The 12,024-nt window shown below is 55.9% G+C and carries 13 protein-coding genes and 2 pseudogenes; 8 read left to right on the top strand and 7 right to left on the bottom strand.

Going from position 1 to position 12,024, the window contains the following annotated elements; all coding sequences use genetic code 11:
• Window positions 1-202: 202 nt before the first annotated feature.
• From G7064_RS12675 to G7064_RS12665, 3 genes and pseudogenes are all read left to right on the top strand, one after another.
• A complete protein-coding gene (locus G7064_RS12675; RefSeq protein WP_165963684.1) occupies window positions 203-469 on the top strand; it encodes an acyl carrier protein in 267 nt (88 codons plus the stop codon).
• A gap of 183 nt (window positions 470-652) precedes the next feature.
• Window positions 653-1,368 (top strand): annotated as a pseudogene (locus G7064_RS12670) (3-ketoacyl-ACP reductase).
• A gap of 209 nt (window positions 1,369-1,577) precedes the next feature.
• Window positions 1,578-2,495 carry an alpha/beta fold hydrolase gene (locus G7064_RS12665; RefSeq protein ID WP_240935479.1) on the top strand — a complete coding sequence of 306 codons (918 nt, stop codon included), beginning with the start codon at window positions 1,578-1,580 and terminating at the stop codon, window positions 2,493-2,495.
• A gap of 57 nt (window positions 2,496-2,552) precedes the next feature.
• Here G7064_RS12665 and G7064_RS22400 read toward each other — a convergent pair whose 3' ends face one another.
• On the bottom strand, window positions 2,553-2,876 hold the full coding sequence (locus tag G7064_RS22400; RefSeq protein WP_240935871.1) for a hypothetical protein: 324 nt from the start codon (window positions 2,874-2,876) through the stop codon (window positions 2,553-2,555).
• Between the two features lie 114 nt (window positions 2,877-2,990).
• Window positions 2,991-3,958: pseudogene (locus G7064_RS12660) on the bottom strand (lyase family protein); the annotation flags it as partial.
• Window positions 3,959-4,238: 280 nt separating this feature from the next.
• Between G7064_RS12660 and G7064_RS12655 the strand changes: the two are divergent.
• The 4 genes from G7064_RS12655 (at window position 4,239) to G7064_RS12640 (ending at window position 7,485) form a co-directional block, all read left to right on the top strand.
• The gene (locus G7064_RS12655; RefSeq protein ID WP_166073865.1) at window positions 4,239-4,829 is read left to right on the top strand and encodes a DUF4269 domain-containing protein; all 591 of its coding nucleotides are present in this window, start codon (window positions 4,239-4,241) and stop codon (window positions 4,827-4,829) included.
• A gap of 57 nt (window positions 4,830-4,886) precedes the next feature.
• Complete coding sequence (locus tag G7064_RS12650; RefSeq protein WP_166073864.1) at window positions 4,887-5,654, top strand: creatininase family protein; 768 nt, start codon at window positions 4,887-4,889, stop codon at window positions 5,652-5,654.
• 75 nt (window positions 5,655-5,729) lie between these two features.
• Window positions 5,730-6,668, top strand: a complete 939-nt coding sequence (locus tag G7064_RS12645) for a proline iminopeptidase-family hydrolase (RefSeq protein ID WP_166073863.1) — start codon at window positions 5,730-5,732, stop codon at window positions 6,666-6,668.
• Between the two features lie 106 nt (window positions 6,669-6,774).
• On the top strand, window positions 6,775-7,485 hold the full coding sequence (locus G7064_RS12640; protein WP_166073862.1) for a haloacid dehalogenase type II: 711 nt from the start codon (window positions 6,775-6,777) through the stop codon (window positions 7,483-7,485).
• 4 nt (window positions 7,486-7,489) lie between these two features.
• Here the strand turns inward: G7064_RS12640 and G7064_RS12635 are convergent, their stop codons facing one another.
• Complete coding sequence (locus G7064_RS12635) at window positions 7,490-7,930, bottom strand: hypothetical protein (RefSeq protein ID WP_166073861.1); 441 nt, start codon at window positions 7,928-7,930, stop codon at window positions 7,490-7,492.
• Window positions 7,931-8,273: 343 nt separating this feature from the next.
• Here G7064_RS12635 and G7064_RS12630 point away from each other — a divergent pair, with 343 nt between their 5' ends.
• The gene (locus G7064_RS12630) at window positions 8,274-9,128 is read left to right on the top strand and encodes a pirin family protein (RefSeq protein WP_166073860.1); all 855 of its coding nucleotides are present in this window, start codon (window positions 8,274-8,276) and stop codon (window positions 9,126-9,128) included.
• Between the two features lie 113 nt (window positions 9,129-9,241).
• Here the strand turns inward: G7064_RS12630 and G7064_RS12625 are convergent, their stop codons facing one another.
• The 4 genes from G7064_RS12625 to G7064_RS12610 form a co-directional block, all read right to left on the bottom strand.
• Window positions 9,242-9,499, bottom strand: coding sequence for a hypothetical protein (locus G7064_RS12625; RefSeq protein ID WP_166073859.1), 258 nt, complete (start codon window positions 9,497-9,499; stop codon window positions 9,242-9,244).
• Window positions 9,500-9,551: 52 nt separating this feature from the next.
• The gene (locus G7064_RS12620) at window positions 9,552-10,046 is read right to left on the bottom strand and encodes a hypothetical protein (RefSeq protein ID WP_166073857.1); all 495 of its coding nucleotides are present in this window, start codon (window positions 10,044-10,046) and stop codon (window positions 9,552-9,554) included.
• Window positions 10,047-10,133: 87 nt separating this feature from the next.
• Complete coding sequence (locus G7064_RS12615) at window positions 10,134-11,516, bottom strand: M56 family metallopeptidase (protein ID WP_166073856.1); 1,383 nt, start codon at window positions 11,514-11,516, stop codon at window positions 10,134-10,136.
• Entirely contained in the window at window positions 11,513-11,884 is a 372-nt protein-coding gene (locus G7064_RS12610; RefSeq protein ID WP_166073855.1) for a BlaI/MecI/CopY family transcriptional regulator, read from the bottom strand. Before G7064_RS12610 ends, G7064_RS12615 begins: the two co-directional genes overlap by 4 nt.
• Between the last annotated feature and the right edge of the window lie 140 nt (window positions 11,885-12,024).

Genomic DNA, 12,024 nt, shown 5'->3' with positions numbered 1-12,024 from the left:
AGCGCGTTTGCTGCGCTTTTTTCGAGGTGTTCACTCATGTATCAGGAAAAAATCAGGTGCCTTGATAAGGTAAAAAGCCAGTTGATACGTCGTATAGCCTAACAATTGGGCTCCTGCCACAAGCGTGGGAGCACCTTTTAACGACCTATATAAGCGGCTTCGCAACGGCGCACGACGCCTCAACTTCTATTCTTTCTTTCGCATGCTACCCATTCAGCAGCAGGTGTATAGCTACCTGCCTATCAAACCCACGCTCGCAGCCAAACCATCCAACGACTCCCGCTTCAGCGAGGATTTGGGCATGGATCAGATCGATTTTTTTGAGCTGGTTATTCGCCTCGAAAACCTCTACCACGTCCGCATTCCTGATACGGAGCTGGAGCAGGTGAAAACGGTGCAGCAACTCATCAGCTGTCTCAATGATCAGCTGGTAGGGCAAAAGTGGGGCTGCTCGTTGCTTATGGCCTAGACTACTACACCTGTTTACTTCGCCTGACGCGTTTGTGCTCATTCCTGAGAGGGACTTTTCTCGGCATTCCGCTTTTCACTAAAACTGAAAACGGCGTGTACCAGCTACTTACCGCAGGCGGCCAAACACCTGTCGGCTTCGGTAGTTATGCCGTGTATTACTCTCTCTTTTAGTTGAAATCGCATGGAATCATTAGCAGGAAAAGTCGCCCTTGTGACGGGCGCGGGCAAAGGAATTGGGCGCGCAGTGGCCTTGGCGCTGGCGCAGGAAGGCGTGCATGTAGGCTTGCTGGCCCGCTCTGAGGAGCAGCTTCAGGCCGTAGCCGCCGAGATAAACGCCTTGGGGGCAAAACTGCCGTTGTAGCCGCCGACATCACCGACCGCGCCGCCGTAGAAGCCGCCGCTGCCCGCGTAGAGCAGGAGCTTGGCTCCATCGATATTCTCATTAATAATGCTGGCATCGGCACCTTCGGCAAGTTCCTGGACTTCGACCCCACCGAGTGGGAGCGCATTATTCAGGTAAACCTGATGGGCGTGTACTATGCCACGCGCGCCGTACTGCCCCAGATGATAGCCCGCCAGACCGGCGACATCATCAACATTTCGTCCACGGCCGGGCAGCGCGGCGCAGCGGGCACCAGCGCCTACAGCGCCTCAAAGTTTGCCGTCATGGGCCTCACCGAATCGTTGATGCAGGAAGTACGCAAACACAATATTCGGGTGTCGGCGCTCACGCCCAGCACCATCGCTACCGAACTGGCCGTCAGCAATAAGCTCACCGATGGCAACCCCGATAAAGTAGCCCAGCCCGAAGATTTGGCTGAGCTTATCATCGCGCAGCTGAAGCTTAATCGGCGGGTGTTTATTAAAGAGGCTGGTATGTGGTCGACGAACCCGTAGCAAGAGCTTTCTCTGCCTCTTGGTCTTTTGGTGCGGCGTTGATGCTTATTAGCTTCGACCTAGTATCTAAGCACATCACTATCGCGTAGAAAGTACAGCGCATCAGCTTCGACCTACGCGATATTCGCGAACGAAAAGCCCCCCAGACGCTCACAAGTAGCGTTTGGGGGGCTTTTTAATCTTCCCACCTCTACTCTTTCCTCATGGATATGCACCACATCCGGCGCGGTACCGGCAAGCCACTTTTACTGCTACACGGTATCGGAGGCAGCTGGCGCTCTTGGCAAACCATTCTCGATGGCCTCGCGGCTGAACGCGACGTGATTGCCGTAGACCTGCCTGGGTTTGGCAATACGCCCCCTTTGGATGGCCCGGTTACTATCGGCACGCTAGCCGACGCGGTAACGGACTTTCTGCACGCGCAAAGTCTACTGGGTATCGACGTGGTAGGCAGTTCCATGGGCGCGCGCTTAGTGCTGGAGCTGGCGCGCCGGGGCGGCGTGGTGGGCGCAGTCGTATCTCTGGACCCGGGCGGGTTCTGGGAAGGCTGGGAGATTCCGGTCTTTTATCATACTGTGGCCGTTTCAACCAAACTAGTGCGTGCCTTGCAGCCGGTGATGCCGCAGTTAACCGGCAATAGTTCGAGCCGCACTATATTGTTTGCCCAGTTCTCAGCGAAACCCTGGAAAATTGCCCCCCAGGTAGCTTTGGATGAGATGCGGACCTTCGCCAACGCGCCTTCCTTCAATGAGCTGCTGTATAACCTGGCCTACGGTGAAAAGCAGCAAGGCGCGCCGCGGGGCAGTATCACAGCACCTCTCATCATTGGCTGGGGCCGGCAAGACAGAGTATGTTTTCCGAGTCAGGCCGAGCGGGCGCTAGCCAGATTTCCCGATGCCCGCCTGCGCTGGTTTGACAACTGTGGGCACTTTCCACAATGGGATCAGCCTGAGGAAACCACTCGCCTGATTCTGCGCGCCACCAACGGCGAAACCATTGAGGAAGCCGTCGAAGCGCATGAAACTGTTGGCGCTTCGCCCCGCCGCCTGAGTACTACGGCCACCGTATTGGGCATAGTGGCCCTTGTAGCGGGTGGTATTTGGATGGCGGGTCTTAAAAGACGCTAAAAGGTTGTGGCCCACGATAAAACCTTATTTTCACCATGGGCCACAACCTCTGTTCAGCTACTGGATAAAGTGCGGCCTGATCAGGTTTTCGAAGGTGAATATTTCGTCCCATTTAGCCTGAGTCAGCAACTGACGCTCGGTCACAGCTACTTCATACACCGATTTACCGGTGCGCAGGGCCTCTTTTGCAATTTCGGCGGCCGTTTCGTAGCCCAGCACCGGGTTTAGCTGCGTAACGATGCCCACGCTGTTGCGCACCAAGCGCTCCGCGTGCTCTTTGTTGGCCGTAATGCCCACCACGCATTTTTCGCGCAAGGTGTGGCAGGCGCGGGTGAGGTAAGAGATGCTGGTGAACAATGCGAAGGATATGACCGGCTCCATTACATTGAGTTGCAATTGGCCGGCCTCAGCGGCCATCGTCACGGTCAGGTCGGCCCCGATAACATAGAAGGCTGTTTGGTTGACTACCTCCGGCACCACCGGGTTCACTTTGCCGGGCATAATGCTGGAGCCGGGCTGCAAGGGGGCAAATTTATTTCGTTGATGCCCGTGCGGGGGCCAGAAGATAGCAGGCGCAGGTCGTTGCAGATCTTGGAGAGCTTCACGGCCGTGCGCTTCAGCACCCCCGATAGTTGCACGTACGCGCCCGTATCGTAGGTGGCCTCAATCAGGTCGCCGGCCAGTATCAGGTGGAGGCCCGTAATGGTACGCAGGTGTTCGGTCACGATTTCGGCGTAACCGGCCGGGGCATTTACCCGCGTCCCAATGGCCGTGGCGCCCATATTAATCTCGCTGATGAGGCTGCGGCTGTCTTCAATGCGCAGTAGCTCCTCGCGCAGGTTGGTTGCGAAGGCCTGAAATTCGTCGCCCATGCTCATGGGCACGGCATCTTGGAGCTGGGTGCGGCCCATTTTGAGCACGTTGCGAAACTCAACGCCTTTTTCCGCAAACGCATCGGCCAACTGGCCCAGCGCCTGGCTGTAGCCCACCAGCTTATTATTCAGCGCAATGCGGAAAGCCGTCGGATAAGCGTCGTTGGTCGATTGGGAGCAGTTGACGTGATTATTGGGGTGGCAGAACTGGTATTCTCCTTTCTGCTTGCCCATCAGCTCCAGGGCCACGTTGGCAATGACTTCGTTGGCGTTCATATTCACCGAAGTGCCCGCACCGCCCTGAATCATATCAGTGGTAAATTGGCTATCGAACTCGCCGGCCGCCACCCGGTCGCAGGCCCGCACAATGCACTCGGCAATAGTTGGATCGAGCACGCCCAGGTCGCGGTTGGCCAGGGCTGCGGCTTTTTTTACGTAGGCCAGCGCCTGCACAAACAGCGGCTCTGAGCGGAGTGGAATACCCGTGATGTCGAAATTTTCGAGGGCGCGCAGGGTCTGAATCCCATAGTAGACATCCGTGGGGATGGCCCGTTCGCCAAGAAAATCGTGTTCGAGTCGGGAAGTTTGCATGGTGGGGTGGGGTGGATTTCTAAGAGTAACTTGTCTACGCAAAGTAACGGACGAGGTCGGAGATTGTGTGAAGCAGTGCTGTTGCCGATCAACGTACCTTAAGCAAAAAAGCCCCCCACTGCATGTCGGAACAGCTTCGCAGTTAGTAGAGAAATCCCTACTTGCGTCTGGTTGATGAATAACCTACCGCGTGTCAAACTACTACCTTCCACAACGACAGGAACGCGAATAGGCGTCTCGATACCGACCTTTGTGAAAAGACCATATAAGATCGCGCAGCGTGAGAAACTGGAAAGACCCGAGCTACTTGCGTACCGGCACCCCACGCCAGCAACTAGCCTATACTACGCTGCAAAGATTGGGTATACTCACCGCACTGCACGATTTTGACCCCGTGCTGGCCGGCACCATTCCGCTGGACATTGACATTAGCAGTAGCGACCTTGACGTGCTATGTGCCGTTTCAGCCGCGAAGGTGCCTTCCTTCCTACAGCTTCTCAACGCACACTATGCCCATCTGCCGGAGTTTGCGTTAGGGCAAAAACCCATCAACGACCGGGCGTCGGTGGTATGCCGCTTTCGTTATGCGGATTTTGAAATCGAGATTTTTGGGCAGGATTGCCCCACCGAAGCTCAGCACGCCTTCCGACATATGGTTGTGGAAGACTTGGTGTTGCAGGCCGGGGGAGGGGCATGGCGCACGGCCGTGTGCCAGCTCAAAGTGCAAGGACTGAAAACGGAACCCGCCTTCGCGACTCTCCTGCAGCTGCGCGGCAACGCCTACGAGGCCCTGCTGGAGCTGGAAGGGAAAAGCATAGAGGAAGTTCGAGCTTGGCTATCTAATCTTCCGCCGCCACTTGACGTAGGTTGATATCCGTTTAGTTTTGGCGCTACACCCATCATTACAGCTACTGTTCGCTTTTCTCCTATGACCCCACGCCCGTATATTCTTGCCGAAACCACCTGGCAGCAGGTGAAAGAAACGAAGTATGAAGTGGTGCTGCTGCCCTGGGGCGCCACCGAGGCCCACAACTACCATCTGCCCTACGCCACCGACAACTACCAGTGCGACTATGTGGCAGCCGAAGCAGCTCGCAAGGCTTGGGACCGGGGGGCAAAAGTGACCGTGCTGCCCACCATTCCTTTCGGCGTAAACACTGGTCAGCTGGATATTACGCTCGATATGAACCTGAACCCGAGCACGCAGCACTTAATTCTGCGCGATATGGTGCAGGTGCTGGCGCGGCAAGGTATTCCGAAGCTGGTAGTGCTGAATGGGCACGGCGGCAACGATTTTCGGCAGATACTGCGCGAGCTGCAGGCGGAGTTTCCGAGCGTATTCCTTTGTACCCTCAACTGGTACAAGGCCGCCGACCGCAGCCAGTTCTTCACAGCCCCCGGCGACCACGCAGATGCCCTGGAAACCAGCGTCATGCAGCATATTGCCCCCCAACTGGTGCGTCCGCTGGCCGAAGCCGGCGATGGTGCCGCTAAGCAATTCAAAGTAAAGGCTTTTCGGCAAGGCTGGGCGTGGGCGCAACGCGAGTGGAGCAAGGTATCGGCTGATACCGGCGTGGGCGACCCCGCCGAGGCGACGCTCGAAAAAGGCGAGGCGTTTCTGGAAGCAGTGACTACCAACATCGGGCAATTTCTGGTCGATCTGGCTGCCGCCGACCCGCAGGACTTGTACGAATAGGCCGCGCCGCTACCTCGTCTGCCGAACTTTGTGCAAGTTTAGGCCGGCACCACTCCCGCCCCATTATTTAACCCTATGAAGTATTTTTTCCTGTCACGGCGCACGCTGCTACTCGCCACCATTTTCTGGGCGCTAGGCTTCGCTGTGCAGGCCCAACCCACTATGAAAGAAGGCTATATCGAGGTGCCGGGGGGCAAAGTTTGGTATAAAATCCTAGGCGCCGACAAGCCGGGCATTCCGTTGCTGCTTCTGCACGGCGGGCCGGGCTCAGGAAGCGGCAGCTTCGAGGGCTTTGTAGCGCTGGCCGATGAGCGGCCGGTTATACTGTACGATCAGCTGGGCTGCGGCAAATCGGATAAGCCGGATAATCCGCAGCTGTGGACGATGGAGCGGTTTGTAACCGAATTGGATCAGGTAATAGCGGCGCTGGGCTATTCCAAGCTGCATTTGTTGGGGCACTCCTGGGGCGGCACGCTGGCCACCGAGTATTTGCTCACCAAAAAGCCCCCCGCCGTCGTCAGCCTGATTCAGTCGAGCCCGTTGCTGGACACCAAACGCTGGGTGCAGGATGCGGAGCGCTACATTGCGCAGCTACCGCCGGCGCAGCAAAAGGCGATGCGCCTATACGCTGCCACCGACGAGGCCAGCAAGCAGGCCTACAAAGAAGCCGTCACGCTCTACAACCGCCAACACCTGTACCGCAACGGCCCGATGCCACCCAATCCCACCTTCGGAACCCAAGTGTACGAGACCATGTGGGGCCCCGATGAAGCGCAGGCCACAGGCTCGCTCAAAAGCTACTCCCGCGCCAACGACCTTAAAAAGCTCACTGTGCCAGTACTTTATCTCTGCGGCCGCTACGATGAGGCCGCGCCCGCCACGGTGGCTTATTTTCAAAAGCAGACGCCCAACTCGCAGTTAGTTGTTTTTGAAAACGCCTCCCACAAAGCCTATTGGGAAGTGCCAGAGCAATACTTCCAGACCGTCCGGGCCTTTTTGCGCAAGCAGAAGTAAGCTGGGGGTTTTACCATTTTTTCGCTAAAACGGATGGTAGCGGTCTGCGTAACAAGTGGCTACGTATGCAGGTCTACTTGTTCTTTTGGCTAGTTTTTATTCACGTATGCAGCAGCCCCGTCCTACCGGCAATTCCAAGGTTATTCTCTTCGACGTAAACGAAACGTTGTTGGACATGAGCAAGCTGAAAAACGCGCTCATTAAAGCTTTCAACAACAAAGCGGCTTTCCAGCAGTGGTTTGGTTTATTGCTCCAGTATTCGTTGGTGGATACTGTGACTAATCATTACCACGACTTTCGTACCATCGGCGACGCGGCCCTGGATATGACGGCCGCTATGCTGCAGGAAAGAACGCTGAAGTCGGCCGAGAAGCACAAACTGCTGGCCCTCATGACCGAGTTACCGGCCCACAAAGACGTGCCCGAAGGCCTGAAAATGCTTTCGAAAGCGGGCTATTCTTTGGTGGCATTTACCAACTCCACGCGCAGCGTGCTCGATGAGCAGCTGCGCTACGCCGACATCATTCACTACTTCGAGCAGGGCTTAAGCGTGGATGAGCAGCGCCGCTACAAGCCTCACCCCGACACCTACCTCACCGCCGCCCGCCAAGCCGGTGCTGAGCCCGCTTCTACTACACTCATTGCCGCGCACGGCTGGGATATTGCCGGTGCGCTGCACGCGGGCCTTGCTGCTGGTTTCATTGCTCGCAAAGGCCAAACCCTGTATCCGCTGGCGCCATCGCCCACTTACGAGGGCAAAACGCTAGTGGAAGTAGCCAAGCAAATCATCGATAAAAAAGCCCCCCAGCGGCCGTAGATCCCTAATTTTTGCTTACGACCAGCTCGCGGATCTGCTCCTGTTGCAGCCATTGCATAGCATCACTTTCGGTGCTGAAAAAGGCGACAACGTAAGGCTTATCATCGTAGGCGCTGGGGGGCAAAAAGTTGGGCATACTCCTGATGGCGGCCAGCAAATCTGGGCCCGTGAGGTAGGCCACGCGCAGACGCCCGCCAAGTTGCGCGCTCATCTGCGGGAAGTACTCGGTGAGCAGCCAGTTGGTAATAACGGGGTCGTTGAAAGTCCGGCGCCGGATATCCTGTAGCCAGAAGCGGCAGCCGTTAGCCAAAGCGTTGTCTTTCAAAAGCTCATAGGCGCGGGGCAACAGCTCGGTAGCAGGCTGATAGCCCCAGCGTCCCACAAACATGTTCAGGTCGGAGCGGTAATTGGTGTGCAGTAGATCGGTTAGCTTCTCGGGAACCATGATGCCATGTGGTAAACAATACAGGTAAAACGCCGCGACGACACCTAGTGTTTTAGGCAAGGCATTCCTTTCCCTACGAGCGGTGGAGCAATAGCTTGTGGGCGACAGGTACAGGGTTCATCTTGCCGCCCGTCAGTCAGCAGGGCTACTGCCACTATTACTTGCAGCTTTGCGCCTTAAACAACTGCACAAAGTCTTCACAAAGCGCCCCGGAATCGGCCGCTAACTGATCTGCAAATAAACCCTGTTCCGCCACATCGGTTTAGTAAGCTGCTCACCCCGACCGCTCAAATGCAGTCCTGACGATTCACTCATTTTCACTCATTTTCACCCATTTCGCCTCATGCGCACCATCAAGCAGCAGCACCGAGCCGTCAGCGCGCCCATCGCCGACCTGATTACCTACCGAGCGTTACCTACACAGTCGGTCGACCACCTCGATCCATTTCTGTTTCTGAACCACCACGGCCCGCAGGTGTATCGGCCCAACAACCGCGGCCTGCCCTTTGGCCCTCACCCGCACCGCGGCTTCGAGACGGTGACGTTCATTCTGGCCGGCGACATCATGCACCAAGATTCGGGTGGCCACGAAAGCGTGATTGAGGCCGGCGGCATTCAGTGGATGACGGCCGGTAGCGGGCTCATTCACGCCGAAGTCTCATCGCCCGCCTTCAAGCGCACGGGCGGCGATCTGGAGATTCTGCAGCTGTGGGTAAACCTGCCCGCCAAGCACAAGATGACCGAACCCCAATACACTGGCCTACAAAAAGCGGATATTCCGGAGGTAGTGGAGGACGAAGGCCGGGTAGTTATCAATGCCGTTTCGGGCAACTGGCTGGGCACGGCTGGCGCTATGCAGCCCCTAACCGATATTCAGCTAGCCACCGTGGAAATGAAGGCGGGGGGCAAATTGATGCTGACTATTCCTGCCGAGCGCACCATTTTCTTCTACACCATCCGGGGCCAGCTACGCGTGAATGGCGAGCAGACCGAAGCGCGTCGCCTGATGGAGTTCAACCACGACGGCGACGAGCTGCAACTTGAAGCCTTGTCTGATGCGGTAGTGCTGCTCGGTCATGCCGCCCCTTTTCAGGAGCCTATTGTAGCCGCTGGTCCCTTCGTGATGAACACTAATGCCGAAATTCAGCAGGCCTACCAGGATTATCAAGCCGGCAAGTTTGGCACTTGGGAAGGGTAGTTTTTGCTTAACCACAGTGCTTTAAAAACGTCACGCAGATGCAGAGCCGATGCATGACCACCTTATATCTAGAAAAAGCCCCCAGAAAGTATCTGGGGGGCTTTTTCTAGATACTAGATATGTGACTTTCCTTTCAGATCCCAATGACTTGATGCTACTTGCGCATTACCAGCGGCCCTTTTAATGGTGCGCTTATATCGCTCGCCGATGATCACGCCGTCGGGGCGGCGCTTGCCGATAAACAGCGTAACGGGCTCGCCGTTTTCGTTGGTCACAAAGGTGATGTCGTGGCCTTTAAACACGTCATTAATCGTGGCAGACGGCTCATAAATCTTGCTGAGCTTATCGAACAAGAGGCGATGGAGCGGCATAACAGGCGCGTGAATGGTCACGCTTTCTACGCGCCTGCTGTGCCGCAGGGTTCTACTTTGTGGTGATGATAGCCGCCCCGTTTTTGCCCTTTTCCCCGTAGGCTTCCACCGCTTTTTCCGGCGACAGCACTGTTATCTGATAGATTTGGCTAGGCACCATGCGCTCAAATTCGGTGCGAGTCACTTCTTTCCCGTCGATGAGCAGCAGCTTGCCCGCGATGTCGGCGCTGCTGTTGAGTTTTTTATTTAACGCCACCACCGCCGCCGAATTTTCATTGGCTTTGGTCGTGATCAGGATGGCCTGCGTTTCGGACACGTTGCCGAGTACCGCGCGCACCTTTGGTCCTTTCAGTACATTCATGCTGGCAATGTCATTGGGGCTTATCTTGTCCAGATCCTCCTTGTTCACGCGTTGTCCATCTATATAATACAGGATACCATCGGGCAAGCCCACGGCAGTCTGTACGGGGCAGACTGCGCAGTTGCCTGCATGATGGGCATGACCATGCTTAGGCTTGAGAACAGCAGGCAGGAGCTGACAGACCATTTTTTGAGTACATGTGCGGCGGCAGTTGTCTTATGCATAATAGGAGGAAATAGAAAGTTAAAATGTCCCGTTGTGATCTGTATTGGCTTACTCTTTTGGCAGGGGTTTGCCGGTCATGTCAAAGCTGCCAAGCGCCTTGCCCTGCGTATCGAAGACCACATATTTGGGTCGGCGCCCCGTGGCAATAACGGCCTTGTAGCGCACCTCGCTGGCTCCGCCCCCAGTCACTTCCAGCAACTCAATCAGCCGATGTCCCGGAAAATTCTGGGTGATGTACGCCAGCGCCTCCGGGTGCAAATTGCTGATGGGCACTGCTTTTTCTTCCGGTTCAGAAGCCGCTATTGCGCTGCTGATTTTAGCGCTCAGAGCCTGCACCGCAGGCAAGTTCTCCTGCCCTTTCGTCGTCACCACCACCACGCTAGTCGTGGCGGCATTGTCAGTCAGGGCTTGGGCTGCTTCGCCTTTTAGCACCTGCATAGTAGCAATGGCGTCGGGGTTAGCATTCAACTTTTCTACCGCCAATGGCGCGGCGGGTTGTCCATCTACATAGTATTTCATTCCACCCGTTTGCGTGATGGCTGCGCTTGCTGCTGTAGCCTGCCCGGCCCGCGAAGTCGTAAAGCCTACCAACAACACTGCGGCAAGCGGAAGCACTAGTGCATACTGCGCCAGATGTGCGCGGGCGGAAGAAGGTTTATTCATCATAACAATCCGGTTTTTGAGGGTGAGAAGCGTGAAATGATTAGCCAACGCGGTGCCCGAGATTAGGCCGCTGAGGCGCAGTAGGCTGTATTGATACTCTTTCGGAGCCACTAAGCCTGCGCGCAGAACCGCGTCGTCCGTTACATACTCCAGGTTTTCTTGTATTGCTCGCCCCAGCCACCACGCCGCCGGATTGAACCAACCCAGCACCTGCCCCACCTGCGCTACCAATACATCCAAGGTGTGCCACTGGCGCACGTGCACCCGCTCGTGATGCAGAATGGCGGGCAGCTCCGCGGCTGGGTATTGTTCAGGGTTTAAGTAAATAAACGGACCAAAGGAAAACGGGCTACTGGCTCCCGGCAGGCACCACACCAGCTCGCCATTCACTACTTGGGGCACCGCCGTTTGGTGCAAGCGATAGAGCGAGAAGAGCCGGCCCAGCAGGCGCAGACTCATTAGCGCCACGCCCGTCCAATAGAGCCCAGCCAGCACGTTTGACCAGTCTACTACGGGAGCAGCCGGGGCCGTCAACTTGCCCGACCAATTAGGCACAATCGTCAGCAGCGAGCCGCTTAATTGGCTGTGGGGGGCAAATATGGCCGTTATATCCAAGACTGGGAACGTAGCCGAGAACAGGAGAGCGAACAGCAGGTACGCCCGGTTGAGGCCGTAAAAAGTCAGCCGCCGCAACGCCACATAATACAAGCCCGCGAACAGCAAGAGCGCCCCGTTGGCCTTCAGCAGATATAAAAGCAGCGCTGTCATTCGTCCTTGGCTGAGCGGTTCTCAATCATGCCGATAATCTCCTTCAGCTCCTCCGCGCTAATCTTCTGATCCTTCGCAAAAAAGGATACGACTTCTTTGTAGGAGTTTTTGAAATACTCGCTTACGAAGGCGCTCATAAACCGCTTGCGATACTCTTCGGCGGCAATCTGGGGGGCAAATCGGTAGGAGTTGCCTAGCTTTTCGCTCCGCAAATAGCCTTTGCGCTCAAGGTTGCGAATTGTGGAGGCCAGCGTAGTGTAGGGCGGCTTGGGTTCGGGCAGCAAATCCAGCACGTCCTTGATAAAGCCTCCATTGAGTTGCCATAGCACCTGCATGGCTTCCTCTTCGGGTTGGGTTAGTCTTTCCATCTATACCTATTACGAATCTTTCGTAATTATACGAACATTTCGTAATTAGTTGCTATTGTTTATCATTAATAATAATTTATACATAAAAAAGCCCCCAGAAGTAATCTGGGGGGCTTTTCGTCTTAGTTAAAAATGTGCTT

The sequence above is a fragment of the Hymenobacter sp. HDW8 genome, assembly GCF_011305775.1.
Taxonomy (GTDB): domain Bacteria; phylum Bacteroidota; class Bacteroidia; order Cytophagales; family Hymenobacteraceae; genus Hymenobacter; species Hymenobacter radiodurans.
Note: the sequence above shows the minus strand (reverse complement) of the source record. Positions and strands in the feature narration are given on the sequence as shown.

Coding starts and splice junctions, on each gene's coding strand:
- G7064_RS12615 (WP_166073856.1), bottom strand. CDS start 11,516: ATGACAGCGCTGCTTTTATATCTGCTGAAGGCCAACGGGGCGCTCTTG.
- G7064_RS12640 (WP_166073862.1), top strand. CDS start 6,775: ATGCAGCAGCCCCGTCCTACCGGCAATTCCAAGGTTATTCTCTTCGAC.
- G7064_RS12665 (WP_240935479.1), top strand. CDS start 1,578: ATGCACCACATCCGGCGCGGTACCGGCAAGCCACTTTTACTGCTACAC.
- G7064_RS12650 (WP_166073864.1), top strand. CDS start 4,887: ATGACCCCACGCCCGTATATTCTTGCCGAAACCACCTGGCAGCAGGTG.
- G7064_RS12675 (WP_165963684.1), top strand. CDS start 203: ATGCTACCCATTCAGCAGCAGGTGTATAGCTACCTGCCTATCAAACCC.
- G7064_RS12620 (WP_166073857.1), bottom strand. CDS start 10,046: ATGGTCTGTCAGCTCCTGCCTGCTGTTCTCAAGCCTAAGCATGGTCAT.
- G7064_RS12630 (WP_166073860.1), top strand. CDS start 8,274: ATGCGCACCATCAAGCAGCAGCACCGAGCCGTCAGCGCGCCCATCGCC.
- G7064_RS12645 (WP_166073863.1), top strand. CDS start 5,730: ATGAAGTATTTTTTCCTGTCACGGCGCACGCTGCTACTCGCCACCATT.
- G7064_RS22400 (WP_240935871.1), bottom strand. CDS start 2,876: ATGGAGCCGGTCATATCCTTCGCATTGTTCACCAGCATCTCTTACCTC.
- G7064_RS12610 (WP_166073855.1), bottom strand. CDS start 11,884: ATGGAAAGACTAACCCAACCCGAAGAGGAAGCCATGCAGGTGCTATGG.
- G7064_RS12635 (WP_166073861.1), bottom strand. CDS start 7,930: ATGGTTCCCGAGAAGCTAACCGATCTACTGCACACCAATTACCGCTCC.
- G7064_RS12625 (WP_166073859.1), bottom strand. CDS start 9,499: ATGCCGCTCCATCGCCTCTTGTTCGATAAGCTCAGCAAGATTTATGAG.